Source organism: Pseudomonas sp. NC02, from assembly GCF_002874965.1.
In the GTDB taxonomy this organism is placed as follows: Bacteria; Pseudomonadota; Gammaproteobacteria; order Pseudomonadales; family Pseudomonadaceae; genus Aquipseudomonas.
In genome coordinates, this window is the sequence record NZ_CP025624.1 from 5295897 (window position 1) to 5309331 (window position 13435).

The 13435-nt window shown below is 63.1% G+C and carries 14 protein-coding genes; 6 read left to right on the forward strand and 8 right to left on the reverse strand.

The window, feature by feature from the left end:
• Positions 1–31 precede the first annotated feature (31 nt).
• Positions 32–1648 carry an inorganic phosphate transporter gene (locus C0058_RS24805; protein WP_008432964.1) on the forward strand — a complete coding sequence of 539 codons (1617 nt, stop codon included), beginning with the start codon at positions 32–34 and terminating at the stop codon, positions 1646–1648.
• A 123-nt stretch (positions 1649–1771) separates the two neighbouring features.
• Here the strand turns inward: C0058_RS24805 and C0058_RS24810 are convergent, their stop codons facing one another.
• From C0058_RS24810 to C0058_RS24820, 3 genes are all read right to left on the reverse strand, one after another.
• A complete protein-coding gene (locus tag C0058_RS24810; protein ID WP_102369742.1) occupies positions 1772–2746 on the reverse strand; it encodes a biotin-dependent carboxyltransferase family protein in 975 nt (324 codons plus the stop codon).
• Positions 2743–3621 (reverse strand): allophanate hydrolase subunit 1, encoded by an 879-nt coding sequence (locus tag C0058_RS24815; RefSeq protein WP_008432967.1) that lies wholly within the window; start codon positions 3619–3621, stop codon positions 2743–2745. The genes C0058_RS24810 and C0058_RS24815 overlap by 4 nt, the downstream gene beginning before the upstream one ends.
• A 76-nt stretch (positions 3622–3697) precedes the next feature.
• Positions 3698–4456 (reverse strand): 5-oxoprolinase subunit PxpA, encoded by a 759-nt coding sequence (locus C0058_RS24820; protein ID WP_003211441.1) that lies wholly within the window; start codon positions 4454–4456, stop codon positions 3698–3700.
• Between the two features lie 232 nt (positions 4457–4688).
• On the opposite strand from C0058_RS24820, the gene C0058_RS24825 reads away from it, so the two are divergent.
• Entirely contained in the window at positions 4689–5606 is a 918-nt protein-coding gene (locus C0058_RS24825; RefSeq protein ID WP_003211439.1) for a LysR family transcriptional regulator, read from the forward strand.
• On the opposite strand, the gene C0058_RS24830 is transcribed toward C0058_RS24825, so the two are convergent.
• Entirely contained in the window at positions 5527–6498 is a 972-nt protein-coding gene (locus C0058_RS24830) for a LysR family transcriptional regulator (protein WP_102369743.1), read from the reverse strand. The genes C0058_RS24825 and C0058_RS24830 overlap by 80 nt on opposite strands.
• A 112-nt stretch (positions 6499–6610) precedes the next feature.
• Here C0058_RS24830 and C0058_RS24835 point away from each other — a divergent pair, with 112 nt between their 5' ends.
• Entirely contained in the window at positions 6611–7369 is a 759-nt protein-coding gene (locus C0058_RS24835; RefSeq protein WP_003211435.1) for an SDR family NAD(P)-dependent oxidoreductase, read from the forward strand.
• Positions 7370–7426: 57 nt separating this feature from the next.
• Complete coding sequence (locus tag C0058_RS24840; protein ID WP_003211434.1) at positions 7427–8335, forward strand: LysR family transcriptional regulator; 909 nt, start codon at positions 7427–7429, stop codon at positions 8333–8335.
• A 57-nt stretch (positions 8336–8392) separates the two neighbouring features.
• On the opposite strand, the gene C0058_RS24845 is transcribed toward C0058_RS24840, so the two are convergent.
• Positions 8393–8830 (reverse strand): multidrug/biocide efflux PACE transporter, encoded by a 438-nt coding sequence (locus C0058_RS24845; RefSeq protein ID WP_008432974.1) that lies wholly within the window; start codon positions 8828–8830, stop codon positions 8393–8395.
• Positions 8831–8919: 89 nt separating this feature from the next.
• Between C0058_RS24845 and C0058_RS24850 the strand changes: the two genes are divergently transcribed.
• Positions 8920–9774: a LysR family transcriptional regulator gene (locus C0058_RS24850; protein WP_102369744.1), complete on the forward strand. Its 855-nt coding sequence runs from the start codon at positions 8920–8922 to the stop codon at positions 9772–9774.
• 137 nt (positions 9775–9911) lie between these two features.
• Here C0058_RS24850 and C0058_RS24855 read toward each other — a convergent pair whose 3' ends face one another.
• On the reverse strand, positions 9912–10754 hold the full coding sequence (locus C0058_RS24855) for a LysR family transcriptional regulator (RefSeq protein WP_003211429.1): 843 nt from the start codon (positions 10752–10754) through the stop codon (positions 9912–9914).
• A gap of 111 nt (positions 10755–10865) precedes the next feature.
• Between C0058_RS24855 and C0058_RS24860 the strand changes: the two genes are divergently transcribed.
• A complete protein-coding gene (locus C0058_RS24860) occupies positions 10866–11591 on the forward strand; it encodes an SDR family oxidoreductase (RefSeq protein ID WP_102369745.1) in 726 nt (241 codons plus the stop codon).
• A gap of 138 nt (positions 11592–11729) precedes the next feature.
• On the opposite strand, the gene C0058_RS24865 is transcribed toward C0058_RS24860, so the two are convergent.
• Together C0058_RS24865 and C0058_RS24870 are read right to left on the reverse strand one after the other, a co-directional pair.
• Positions 11730–12941 (reverse strand): RNA polymerase sigma factor, encoded by a 1212-nt coding sequence (locus C0058_RS24865; protein ID WP_102370297.1) that lies wholly within the window; start codon positions 12939–12941, stop codon positions 11730–11732.
• A 2-nt stretch (positions 12942–12943) separates the two neighbouring features.
• Positions 12944–13426: an SRPBCC family protein gene (locus C0058_RS24870; protein WP_003213108.1), complete on the reverse strand. Its 483-nt coding sequence runs from the start codon at positions 13424–13426 to the stop codon at positions 12944–12946.
• Between the last annotated feature and the right edge of the window lie 9 nt (positions 13427–13435).

Here is a 13435-nt window from a genome sequence, read left to right on the forward strand (position 1 = left end):
GATATCCTCCCTCAACACTGGATGTTCCGGCATGGCAACCCCTTCGCTGACCGCCTCCACCGCCTCCGTCACCAACGATCCCAAACCGCGCCTGGACAAAAAACCGGGCCTGGTGACGGTGATCATTTTCTTCGCCGTACTCGCCATGGGCCTGTTGTTCACCGCCTACAGCCTGATGCACGACATGCACGAGCTGGGCACGGTGGTCACCACCTGGACGCCGTTCCTGCTGCTGGGCGTGGCGCTGTTGATCGCCCTGGGCTTCGAGTTCGTCAACGGCTTCCACGACACCGCCAACGCGGTGGCCACGGTGATTTACACCAACTCATTGCCACCGCATTTCGCGGTGGTGTGGTCGGGCTTTTTCAACTTCCTCGGCGTGCTGCTATCCAGCGGCGCGGTGGCGTTCGGCATCATCGCCCTGCTGCCGGTAGAGCTGATTTTGCAGGTCGGCTCCTCCGCCGGCTTTGCGATGATCTTCGCGCTGTTGATCGCCGCGATCCTGTGGAACCTCGGCACCTGGTGGCTGGGGTTGCCGGCGTCGTCGTCCCACACCTTGATCGGCTCGATCATCGGCGTGGGCGTGGCCAACGCCCTGATGCATGGCCGCGACGGCACCAGCGGTGTGGACTGGGGCCAGGCGATCAAGATCGGTTATGCGCTGCTGCTGTCGCCGCTGATCGGCTTCGCCTTCGCCGCCCTGCTGTTGCTGGCGCTGCGGGCCTTCGTGAAAAATCGCTCGCTGTACAAAGCGCCGAAAGGCGATACCCCGCCGCCTTGGTGGATTCGCGGCATGCTGATCGCCACCTGCACCGGTGTGTCGTTTGCCCATGGTTCCAACGATGGCCAGAAGGGCATGGGCCTGATCATGTTGATCCTGGTGGGCACCCTGCCGATGGCCTACGCGTTGAACCGCACCATGCCGGCCGGTGAGTCGTTGCAGTTTGCCGCGGTGGCCGAAGTCACCCAGGCCGCCCTGGTAAAAGCGGCGCCGCAACTGGCCCCCGCCGACTCTCGCGGCACCTTGTCGACCTACGTACGCACCAAGGAAGCCACCCCGGAACTGGTGCCCGCCCTGGCCGCCATCACCGGGCATATCGGTGAGGAAGTGAAGAGCTACGGCTCCCTGGCCGCCGTACCGGCCGAGGCCGTGGGCAACGTGCGTAACGACATGTACCTGACCAGCGAAACCATCCGCCTGATGGACAAGGGCAAGGTCGGCAACTTCGATGCCGACACCCAGAACAAGCTGCAACTGTTCAAGCAACAGATCGACAACGCCACACGATTTATCCCGCTGTGGGTCAAGATCGCCGTGGCCATCGCCCTCGGGCTCGGCACCATGGTCGGCTGGAAACGTATCGTGGTGACCGTGGGCGAGAAGATCGGCAAGACTCACCTGACCTACGCCCAGGGCGCATCCGCCGAGATGGTGGCGATGCTGACCATCGGCGCGGCAGACATGTATGGCTTGCCGGTGTCCACCACCCATGTGTTGTCGTCGGGTGTGGCCGGGACCATGGTGGCGAACGGCGGTGGCTTGCAGATGAAGACCATCCGCAACTTGCTGATGGCCTGGGTGCTGACCTTGCCGGCGGCGATTCTGTTATCGGGCAGCCTGTACTGGCTATTCACCCAATTGTTCTGACACAACCCGATAAAAATGTGGGAGCGGGCTTGCTCGCGAATGCGGTGGCTCAGTCACAGACTTATTGACTGACACTCCGCTTTCGCGAGCAAGCCCGCTCCCACATTGGGTTCAGTGGTGAGTTCAGGTGCTAAACAACCCACCCATCACCTTCAGCCGCTTCTTGTACACCCGCCGCGCCTCCAACGCTTCCTCCAGCGTCACCGCCACAAACCCCGCCCGCTGGTTCGGTTGCATCTGCCCGATCAGATCCAGGTCGGCACTGATCACCGTGCCAATCATCGCGTAGCCCCCGCCCGACACCGCGTCCCGGTGCAGCACGATCGGCTCCAGGCCCGCCGGCACCTGGATCGAACCGATGGGGTAGCAACTGTCGACGATGTTCGACGGATCGGACCCGGCGCCAAACGGCTGTTCCCGTGGCTGAAAGCTCAAGGCATTGCCGCCCTTGAAGCGATAGCCGATGCGGTCGGCCTCCGACCCTACCGTCCAGGGCTCGGCAAAAAAGCTGCTCTTGGCGGCGGGCGTCAGGCGCTCGTAATACAGCCCTGGCACCACCCGCAGGGTCACGTCCCCACCCACCGATTGGCGCAACGCCATGGGCAAACTGTTCCCCGCCCGGCCTTTGCCGCTGGCTTCGCCCACGGGCAGTTCATCACCCTCCACCAGCCGCCGCCCGTGAAACCCGCCCAACGCACCCAGGGTGTAAGTGGACCGGCTGCCCAATACCAGCGGCACGTCAATACCACCAGCCACCGCGAGGTAAGTCCGTGCGCCGGCCTTGGGAAATTCAAAGCGCAGCACTTGCCCGGCCCGCACTTCAAACGCGGTGTCCTGATGCACCACCACGCCGTCCAGGCGCGGCGACATCAGCGCCCCGCACAACGCCACCAGGGCATCCTGCTGAAACTCCAGCTCCGGCCCGATCAACGTGCATTCCAGCCCGGCAGCGCCGATGGGGTTGCCCACCAGGTGGTTGGCCGCGCTCAACGCGTATTGGTCCAGGGCGCCGGATGGCGGGATGCCGAGGTGGTAATAACCTTCGCGGCCAAGATCCTGCACGGAGGTGGCGAGGCCGGGTTTGAGTACCTTGATCATGCCAGCGCCTCCTGCAGGGTTTTCGGGTAGCCGATGGGGTCGGCGAGAAAGGCGTCGAGGGAAAACTCCACCGGGCGGATGCGCAGGTCGAAGCGCCCTGCGTCCACTTCTGCCACGGCCAGGTCATAGGCGTCGCGGTCCATGGGTTTGAACTGCACGATGTCGCCGGGGCGGAAGAACACCATGTGCTCTTTCAGGTAAGCCAGTTGCTGTTGCGGGTCGTAGATCGGCGCCGGGGTGACGCCGAACATCTGGTAACCGCCGGCGCCGCGTACCGAATAGATACAGCCGAAGCAGCCGCCGTGGCCGAGGGTCAATTTCGGCGTGTCGGTGCGTGGGCGCAGGTACTTGGGCACCTGCAACTGCCGCTCGCGTTCCACCATCTGGAACATGAACGGCAAGCCCGCCACAAACCCCACCATCGAGACAAACCACGGCGCGCCACTGTGGGCCGCGATAAACGCGTCCACATCCGCCAGGCCGTTGATCCGCGCTGCGTATTCCAGGTCGGTACCGGTCGGGTCCTGATGACGGTCGCGAAAGCGCATCAGGGTTTCATGGGTCCAGGGGTCGTTGTACAGCACCGGGATTTCGATGATGCGGGTGTGCAAGGTGCGTTCGGCCACGGCCTGGGCTTCGGCGCTTTGTACCGCGTCGAGCAACACGTGGGGCGCGATGCGGTCCGGGTCGAAACGAATCTGGAACGAGGCATTTGCCAGGCAGACGTCCAGCACACCGTCCAGGGCCAGGCGTTCCACCGCACGGGTGACGGCCATGCCCTTGAAGAAAGCCTCCAGGGACATGCTCTCGCTGACCTCGGCAAACAGGTGTTCATCACCGCCAAAGCTGTAGCGGATCGGGGAAGATTCAGCCATGTCTGTTCCTCTTGGAATCATTGTAGAAAGGCAGGCAAAAAATCAGTCAGACCCGGTGTCTGGGCACCGGTGTCGGTCAGCGGGGTGTGCGCACTTCGATGCCTGCCTGATCCAGCGCTTCACGGGTGGCTTCCACCAGTTCAAGGGCGCCGGGGGTGTCGCTGTGCAGGCAAATGGAATCAAATTCGATAAACAGGTCTTCGCCTTCAACCGTGCGCACCAGGCCGGTCTGGCAGGCACGCAGGACACGCGCCGCAACCGTCGCCGGATCCAGCGCCCGCACATTGCGGGTAAACACGATGGAGCCGGTGAGATCGTACTCACGGTCGGCATAAAACTCCCGCACCACCGGCTGGCCGAGTTCTTTGGCAATGCGCCAGATCACCGAGTTGGGCATGCAGTACAGCAACAGCGTGGGTTCCAGGCGTTGCAGGTTTTCCACCAACAGCCGCGCCGCTTCTTCGTCCCGCGCCAGATGCATGTACAACGCGCCGTGGGGCTTGATGTGTTGCAGCGTGAGGCCCTGCACCCGGGCGATTTCCCGCAGGGCGCCGAGTTGATAGAGCATGTCGTCCACCAGCTCCTGGGCCGGGGCGTTGATATGGCGTCGGCCGAAACCTACGAGGTCGCGAAAACCCGGGTGCGCGCCAATCGCCACGCCCAACTGCTTGGCGCGTTCGACGGTACGGCGCATGGTGCCCGGGTCGCCGGCGTGAAAGCCGGTGGCGATGTTGGCCGAGCTGATGTAGGCCATCAGTTCGCTGTCGACGCCGTCGCCGATGGTCCAGGGGCCGAAGCCTTCGCCCATGTCCGAATTGAAATCCACTGCCTGCATCGGGGTCGCTCCGTTGAAGTTCTTGCGATGGAAATTAGGCTGCCCCTTGACCCCTTGGGAAGATCTATTATCAGATGCCCCATCTTCTGAAAATCAGATACCCGATACTGATCGTTCCCACGCTCCGCGTGGGAATGCCGCCCTGGACGCTCTGCGTCCGCCTTTGAAATCGTGACGCAGAGCGTCACAGGATGCGTTCCCACGCAGAGCGTGGGAGCGAGCGGAGAAACCAATGTCCCTGACCCTGCGCCAAATCCGCTACTTCGTCGCCACCGCCGAAATCGGCCAGATCTCCCAGGCGGCGATTCACCTGAACATCTCCCAATCGGCGGTGACCACCGCGATCAAGGAGCTGGAAGCGATGCTCGGCGCGCAGCTATTCGTGCGCTCGGCCCAGGGCATGAGCCTGACCGACGCCGGGCGGCATTTCCTCAACCGGGCGTATGTGATTGTGCGCAGCGTCGACGATGCCCTGAACAGCCCGCTGCCGGACTACCGCGCCAGCGGCGTATTGCGGGTGGCCGCCAGCTACACCGTGCTCGGTTACTTCCTGCCGCACCACTTGCAGCGCATGGAACACTGGCACCCGGACGTGACCATCGAGGTGTTCGAACAGGAACGCCAGGCCATCGAACACGGCCTGCTCAACGGCCAGTTCGACATGGCCGTGGTGCTCACCGCCAACCTCACCCACGCCGATATCGTCTCGGAAATCCTCTTCAACTCCGAACGCCGCCTGTGGCTGCCCAGCCATCACCCGTTGTGCGAACGCCCCGCCGTGAGCCTCGCCGATGTGGCCAGGGAGCCGTACATTTTCCTCACCGTCGACGAAGCCGAACAAAGCGCCATGCGCTACTGGGAACAGGCCGGGCAAACCCCCAAGGTGCGGCTGCGCACCAGTTCGGTGGAGGCAGTGCGCAGCATGGTCGCCAACGGCAGCGGCGTGGCGATCTTGTCAGACCTGGTGCATCGCCCGTGGTCACTGGAAGGCAAACGCATCGAAACCGTGAGCGTCACCGACAAGGTCACGCCCATGAGCGTCGGCCTGGCCTGGCACCGCGAGCGCGATTTCACTCCGGCGATGCAGGCGTTTCGGGATTACTTCCATGATGCATTCCTGGCGCCGCAGCAGTTGTCTGCCCGGCGTTGAAAGCAGCCTGCAAGGTGGCGGCCAGCCAATCCATGAACACCCGCACCCGCAGCGGCAAATGCCGTTGGCCGGCGTACAGCAGGGACACGTCCAGTGCCGGCGCCGGATAGTCCGGCAGCACCGCCACCAACTCGCCGCTGGCCAGTTGATCGTGAATGCCCAGGGCGGGCACCTGGGTCAGGCCAAAGCCACCGATGCACGCCGCCCGGTAAGCGTCGGTGCTGTTGACCGTGACGCGCCCGGCCATGGGAATCCGCTGCACCTTGTTGCCTTGTACGTATTCAAACCCTGGGGAGCGTGAGCCCAGCGGGCGTACGTAATGCACCAGTTGATGGTGAGCCAAATCAGCGAGCGTCCTGGGTACGCCGTGGCGCTTCAGGTACGCAGCACTGGCGCAGTTGATCATCGGCATGCTGCACAACAAGCGGGCTACCACCGACTGGTCCGGCTGCGCACCGACGCGCAAGACGCAGTCGAAACCTTCCGCCAGCAAATCAACCTGGCGGTCGGTGCTGCTGATTTCCAGCTCGATCAGCGGGTGCAGGTCCATGAACTCGGGCAGGCGCGGCAGGATCAATTCCCGGGCCATGACATTGGGCATGTCCACCCGAATGCGCCCCGCCAGCTGCGCTTCATCCTGGCGAAACAAGCCTTCCAGCTCTTCCATGTGCGACAGCAAATCCTTGCTGCGCTCATACAGCACGCGCCCGTCCTGGGTCGCCTGAACCTTGCGCGTGGTGCGCTGCAACAGGCGCGCGCCCAGCAACTCTTCCAGCGCCTGCACATGCTCGGAAACCGTGGAGCGCGGCAAGCCCAGGCTCTCGCCCGCCTGGGTGAAACTCGACAGTTCGGCAACGCGCACGAAGGTACGCAGCAACTCTAGTTTGTTCATGGGATTGTTCGCCTTATCCGGCCAGTGATTCCGGCATAGCTCTGTTTATCACGTTACGGCCGGACAAATACACTCAGTCCCACTAACCATCACACGCCCCGAGGACTTCACCATGACCCGTAAAATCGCACTCATCACCGGCGCCAGCCGCGGCCTGGGCAAAAGCGCTGCGCTGCACCTGGCGGCACAAGGCGTCGACATTATCGGTACCTACAACAGCGCGGCGGACGAAGCCCAGGCCGTGGTCGCCCAAGTCGAAGCGCTGGGCGGCAAGGCGGCCATGCTGCAACTGGACGTCAGCCAGAGTTCCACCTTCGAGGCGTTCACCGCCCAGGTCGGCTCGGTATTGAAGGACGTGTTCGGCCAGGCGCACTTCAACTTCCTGATCAACAACGCCGGGATCGGCGCCCACGCCAGCTTCGCCGACACCACCGAAGCGCAGTTCGACCAACTGGTGGCGATCCACTTCAAGGGCCCGTTTTTCCTGACCCAGAAACTGCTGCCGCTGATCAGCGACGGTGGCCGCATCATCAATATCTCCAGCGGCCTGGCGCGCTTCAGCCTGCCGGGTTATTCGGCCTATGCCTCGATGAAAGGCGCGGTGGAAGTGCTGACCCGCTACCAGGCCAAGGAACTGGGTGCCCGTGGCATCACCGTGAACACCCTGGCCCCCGGCGCGATTGCCACCGACTTCAGCGGCGGCGTGGTGCGCGACAATCCGGACGTGAACGCGATGGTCGCCAACAACACCGCCCTCGGTCGCGCAGGCTTGCCGGATGATATCGGCGGGGCGATTTCCACCCTGCTGGCCGACGGCAGCAACTGGATCACCGGGCAACGGGTCGAGGCCTCGGGCGGGATGTTTCTGTAACGCTCTCGGATTCTCCGCTAGCATCAATGCTTTCGGATACCTGACAGGCAATCACCCATGAGTTTTGATCCAGGACTGGCCGGTGGCATGGGCGTACTGGCCGCCGTGGTCGACAGCGGCAGTTTCGCCCGCGCCGCCGACAGCCTGGAGATGACGCCTTCGGGGGTCAGCCGGGCTATTTCGCGGCTGGAAAAACGCTTGGGCATCCGCCTGTTCGACCGCACTACCCGCTCGGTGCAATTGACCGACGAGGGCCGGCGTTTCTACCAGGAAATCGCCCCCCTGCTGGCCGGCCTGGAAGAAGCCGCCAGCTCGGCGGCCGACAGCGCCCTGACGGTGCGCGGGCGGTTGCGGGTGAACATCGACCCGTACTTTTCGCGGCTGGTGCTGGGGCCGGTGCTGGGTGAATTCATGAGCCAATACCCGCAGCTGCAGTTGGACCTGCACACGCGGGATCAACTCGGGGACCTGGTGGCGGATGGCTTTGACCTGGCCATCCGTTTTGGCATTCCGCAATCGTCCTCGCTGATCGCCCGCAAGCTGATGGAAGTGCGGGTGCTGACGTTGGCCTCGCCAGCTTATCTCGAGCGGCATGGTCGCCCTTCACACCCCAAGGACCTGGAAGACGGCCAGCACGTGTGCATCGACTTTCGCGACTCCCAGACCGGCCGGCCGTTTGGCTGGGAATTCCACCGGCCGGGCGAGCAGGTCAACATCGCCACCAGCGGGCGGCTGGTGGTCAACGATGCCGGGACCTTGTACAGCGTGTGCGAACACGGCCATGCAGTGGCGCAAATGCTCGACCTTGGGCTGGCACCGGCGCTGAAATCCGGCGCGTTGATCGAGTTGTTTCCCGACTGGCCCGACGAGCGTTTCCCGTTGTATGCCTTCTACCCGTCGCGGCATTTGCCGGCGGCCAAGGTGCGGGCATTCCTCGATTTTGTGGCCGCCCTACAACCCCTGTAGGAGCTGGCTTGCCGGCGATGACGTATCCAAAATCGCCATCGCCGGCAAGCCGGACTCCTACGCGGTGCGCATCCGTTTCTGCATAATCCGCTCCCGCGCGGCGTCATACGCCCAGTGATACACGTAGGTGTATGGCAGGAAAAACAGCAACACGCCGATGTCGAGGATAAACGCCTGCATCAGGCTGATGTCCAGCCACCAGGCAATCAACGGCACACAGATCGCCACCAGCCCGCCTTCAAACATCAACGCATGCAGCACGCGGGTCCACACCCCGCCGGACAGTTGCAGGCGCGCCTTGAGACGGTCGAACAGGCCGTTGAAAATCACGTTCCAGGCCAGTGCCATAAGGCTGATGGCCAAGGTCACGACGCCCATCTCCAGGGCCGGTTTATCCATGATCCACGCCAGCAGCGGTGTACAGATCAACAAGGCCAATCCTTCAAAACCAATGGCCTGCCAAACGCGTTCAGTAATCGACTTGGTGGGTGTCATGACCCGTTCTCCGTGAGTGACGATGGTTGCCATCATTACCCTTTGACTCGATACTTCATAACCAGTAACCATCGATCAAGGCGATAGTCATGGCATCCCACGAAGTGCTTCAGGCGTTTGTGCAGGCGGCGACCCACGGTTCGTTTTCAGCGGCGGCGCGCAAGCTGGGCAAGAGCCAGTCCACCGTCAGCGCGGCGGTGGCCAGCCTGGAGATTGACCTGGATGTGGTGCTGTTTGATCGCAGCAGCCGCAAGCCGACGCTGACCCCGGCCGGGCATGTGCTGCTGCAACGCGCCGAGCAGGTGTTGGAAGCCAGCAGCCGCCTGGAGTTGGCGGCCAGTCAGTTATCCCAGGGATTGGAGCCGAAGCTGAGTATCGCGATGTCCGATACGTACCAGTCGGACCGTTTCGAAACCGCCCTCAGTGCCTTCGAGCAGCGCTACCCGGACTTGGAGCTGGAATGCCTGATCGCCGAATGCGAGGACTTGATCGCCCTGGTGCAAAGTGGCCGGGCGCAGATTGCGTTTATCGAGATGCAGGAGGTTTACCCGCCGGACCTCACCAGCACCACCGTGGAAGAGCGCACGGAAATCGCGCTGTTTGTCTCACCCAGACATCCGCTGGCGAACCTTGCGGACATCGACCAGCACACCCTGGAACAACACCGCGAACTGCGCCTGGCGAGCATCATCAACCCGAATGAAACCCGCGGCCTGGGCCGAGTGTGGTCAGCGCCCAGTTACCTGATGCTGATGGAAATGGCGCAGCTGGGTTTTGGCTGGGCACCGCTGCCGCGCTGGCTGGTGGAGCGGTTTGGCGGCGACCACCTGTGTGAAATCAAGGCCCGGGGCTGGCCGCGCTCGGTGGCGGTGGACGCGTTGTGGTCACGCCAGCATCCGCCCGGCCCGGCCGGCAGTTGGTTGCTGGGCAAGATGCTGGAATAACGCCGGAACACACTATTCGCAACGATGAAGATCAAATGTGGGAGCTGGCTTGCCTGCGATAGCGGTGTGTCAGTCACCACCGCTATCGCAGGCAAGCCAGCTCCTACATTGAATTTGCGGTGCATTCAAAGGCGCCGTCAGGCGGCTTCAATCTGCGGCGGGCGGTTGTTCTGGAAATACTCATGCAAGGCCCGCAACGCCGGCAACTCCAGGGCCTGGGCGGCAAAGCACAAGCCCACCCGGCGCGTGGGTGCCGGCAGGTGCCAGGGGCGAATCACCACTCCGGCCCGTTCCGCCGCCAGCGACTGCGGCAACATCGCCACGCCGACACCGGCCGCCACCATGTGCAACGCCTGGGTCAACGAACCGGCATGCCCGGCCACCGCCTGGGGCGAGCGGCCGTACAAGGCCATCAGCCGTTGGTGGGAATCATGCTGCGGGCAGGTGATCCAGTCTTCGATCGGCGCCCAGGCCTGCTCCTTGCCGCCCGCCGCCATCGGGTGCGCAATCGGCAGTGCCATCACGTAGGACTCTTCCCAAAGCGGCAGGAATAATTCGTCCTCGCAGCACATTTCCTCTACCGCCAGGCGCCCCTCTCCTTCGCAGCCTTCCTGCAAGGTCAGCAGCAAACCCGGCAGGCCCTGGTGCGCCATGCGCAGGAAAGTTTCGATCTGGCTGTCGGCAATATCCCCTTCCACCCCCAGTTCCAGGGCGATGCGGTTTTCGCGCCCGCGAAACAAGCGGCTCAATGCGTCGGCCTCGGCCACCATGCGCCGGGCTTGCGGGTACAGCACCCGCGCCTCGTCACTGACCTCGACCCCACGAGGCTGGCGCAGAAACAGCGCCACGCCCAGTTCTTCTTCCAGTTGCTTGATAGTCACCGACAACGTCGGCTGGCTGATGAACAGGCGCTGGGCGGCGGCGGTGATATTGCGTTCCTCGAATACCGCGAGAAACGCCTTGAGATGACGCACATCCATAGTTAATACCGATGACAGACAGAGGAATAAGGCATTTTTCAGCCAGTCGAGGGCTAAATATACTGCGCGCCACGTTCAGTTATTTGTTTTTCTTATTTCAGGAGTTCCATCATGAGCAAGCCATTGATCATCATCACCGGCGCCAGTTCGGGCATTGGCGAAGCCACCGCGCGCTTGCTGTCGGCCGCCGGCCACCCGCTGTTGCTGCTGGCCCGCCGCATCGACCGGCTGAATGCGCTGGAGTTGCCGAACACCTTGTGTCGCGGTGTCGACATCACCGATCGCGCTGCGCTGGTGGCGGCGGTGAAGGAAGCCGAAGCGCAATTCGGCCCGGCCGATGCACTCATCAACAATGCCGGCGTGATGCTGCTGGGCGCGGTCAGCGAACAGGACCCGGCACAGTGGGAGCAGATGCTCGACGTCAACGTGAAAGGCCTGCTGAACGGCATCCATGCGGTGGCTGGCAGCATGGTCAAGCGCAAGGGCGGCACCATCATCAACGTCAGCTCGGTAGCCGGGCGCAAGACCTTCCCCAACCACGTCGCCTATGTAGGCACCAAGTTCGCCGTGCATGGAATTTCGGAAAACCTGCGGGAAGAAATGTCGCCGCACAATGTGCGTGTGATCACCATTGCGCCGGGCGCGGTGGAAACCGAACTGCTGAGCCACACCACCGACGAAGCCATCAAGACCGGCTACCAGGCGTGGAAACAGGACATGGGCGGCACCGTGCTGAGCGCCGATGATGTGGCTTCGGCGATTGCCTATGCCTACCAGCAGCCGCAGCATGTGTGCATTCGCGAGATCGTGTTGGCGGCGACGCGTCAGCAGCCGTAACTCATTCATCAAGACAACATCGAACAAATGTGGGAGCGGGCTTGCTCGCGAATGCGGTGGATCAGTCACTGAAATGTTGACTGACACACCGCATTCGCGAGCAAGCCCGCTCCCACATTTGGATCTCCGGCGCCTGCACTATTTGAGTTCGGCCAAACGCCGCTCGATAAAGCGCTTTTCGGGCACTTGCTGGGTCAATGCCAGCGCCCGTTCAAACGCTCGCCGCGCGTCCTCCACTCGCCCCAATCGCCGACAAAACTCGCCCCGCGCCGAGTACGCCAGGTGATAGTCCACCAACTCCCCCCGCGCCAGAATGCCGTCCACCAATTGCAAACCGGCCTGCGCTCCATCGCGCATCGCAACGGCCACCGCGCGATTCAGCTCGATCACCGGCGATGGCATCGCTCCAAGCAACACGTCATACAGCCCGACGATCTGCGGCCAATCAGTCTCATCGGCGCTCACGGCTTCAGCGTGTACCGCCGCAATCGCTGCCTGCAGGCTGTAGGGCCCGAAGCGGCGTGTGGTCAGGGATTTCTCCACCAGGGCGCATCCTTCAGCAATCAACGACGCATCCCACAGCGAACGGTCCTGCTCATCCAGCAACACCAACTCACCGCCGGCCGAAGTGCGTGCCGGGCGCCGGGATTGGTGGAGCAACATCAGCGCCAGCAAGCCCATCACTTCCGGCTCCGGCAACAACTCCATCAGCAAGCGGCCCAGGCGAATCGCTTCGCGGGTCAGGTCTTCACGGGTCAGGTCGGCGCCCATTGACGCCGAATAGCCTTCGTTGAACACCAGGTAAATCACCCGCAGCACACTGTCCAGGCGCTCGGGCAACTCCGCCAGGGATGGCACCTGATAGGGGATCTTCGCTTCGCGGATCTTGCCCTTGGCCCGCACGATGCGCTGGGCGATGCTAGTGGGCGTGGCGAGAAACGCCCGGGCGATTTCCTCGGTGGTGAGGTCGCAGATCTCACGCAAGGTCAGCGCCGCCTGGGCATCCGCCGCCAGCGCCGGGTGGCAGCAGGTGAAGATCAGGCGCAAGCGGTCGTCTTCCACGTCTTCAACGCTCCAGTCTGCCGCTTCCAGCGCATCAGCTTGCGCCTGCAACAACGGGGTAAAACGCGCCTGGCGACGTAAACGGTCGATGGCCTTGAAGCGCCCGGTCGAGACCAGCCAGGCCCGGGGGTTATCCGGCACACCGTCCTGCCCCCAGCGCTCGACTGCGACGAAGAACGCCTCGTGCAAGGCTTCTTCAGCCAGGTCGAAATCGCCAAGCAAGCGAATCAGGGTCGCCAGGATGCGCCGCGATTCGCTGCGATAAACCGCTTCAACCCGGGCCTGCACCGTCAATCGCGCAGGCCTTCGGTCACCAGCGTCACCAGCCGGTCGAGGCTCTGTCCCCAGCCCTCGTGAAAGCCCATGGCTTCGTGGGCCTGCTTGGTTTCGGCGCTCCAGTGCATGGCGCGGGCGGTGTACAGGGTCTTGCCGTCGACATCTTCAAAGGTGACTTCGGCGGTCATGAATGGCTGGCCCGAAGGGATCCAGCCGGGGGTGAAGGCGTCGGTAAACACCAGCCGACTGGGGGCGGTAATCTCCAGGAATACGCCCTGGGTCGGGTATTCGCTGCCGTCCGGCGCGCGCATCAGCGTGCGAAATTGCCCACCCACCCAAAGGTCCATTTCGCACTCGGGAGTGGTCATGCCGTGTGGGCCCCACCACTGCTGCAACAAGGCCGGCTCGGTCCAGGCGCGAAACACGCGGCTGCGAGGGGCATCAATCAAGCGACTGATGGACAGTTCAAATTCGGCGGGTTTGGGTTGAATGCTCATGGGAAACCT

Coding starts and splice junctions, on each gene's coding strand:
- C0058_RS24805 (WP_008432964.1), top strand. CDS start 32: ATGGCAACCCCTTCGCTGACCGCCTCCACCGCCTCCGTCACCAACGAT.
- C0058_RS24810 (WP_102369742.1), bottom strand. CDS start 2,746: ATGATCAAGGTACTCAAACCCGGCCTCGCCACCTCCGTGCAGGATCTT.
- C0058_RS24815 (WP_008432967.1), bottom strand. CDS start 3,621: ATGGCTGAATCTTCCCCGATCCGCTACAGCTTTGGCGGTGATGAACAC.
- C0058_RS24820 (WP_003211441.1), bottom strand. CDS start 4,456: ATGCAGGCAGTGGATTTCAATTCGGACATGGGCGAAGGCTTCGGCCCC.
- C0058_RS24825 (WP_003211439.1), top strand. CDS start 4,689: ATGTCCCTGACCCTGCGCCAAATCCGCTACTTCGTCGCCACCGCCGAA.
- C0058_RS24830 (WP_102369743.1), bottom strand. CDS start 6,498: ATGAACAAACTAGAGTTGCTGCGTACCTTCGTGCGCGTTGCCGAACTG.
- C0058_RS24835 (WP_003211435.1), top strand. CDS start 6,611: ATGACCCGTAAAATCGCACTCATCACCGGCGCCAGCCGCGGCCTGGGC.
- C0058_RS24840 (WP_003211434.1), top strand. CDS start 7,427: ATGAGTTTTGATCCAGGACTGGCCGGTGGCATGGGCGTACTGGCCGCC.
- C0058_RS24845 (WP_008432974.1), bottom strand. CDS start 8,830: ATGACACCCACCAAGTCGATTACTGAACGCGTTTGGCAGGCCATTGGT.
- C0058_RS24850 (WP_102369744.1), top strand. CDS start 8,920: ATGGCATCCCACGAAGTGCTTCAGGCGTTTGTGCAGGCGGCGACCCAC.
- C0058_RS24855 (WP_003211429.1), bottom strand. CDS start 10,754: ATGGATGTGCGTCATCTCAAGGCGTTTCTCGCGGTATTCGAGGAACGC.
- C0058_RS24860 (WP_102369745.1), top strand. CDS start 10,866: ATGAGCAAGCCATTGATCATCATCACCGGCGCCAGTTCGGGCATTGGC.
- C0058_RS24870 (WP_003213108.1), bottom strand. CDS start 13,426: ATGAGCATTCAACCCAAACCCGCCGAATTTGAACTGTCCATCAGTCGC.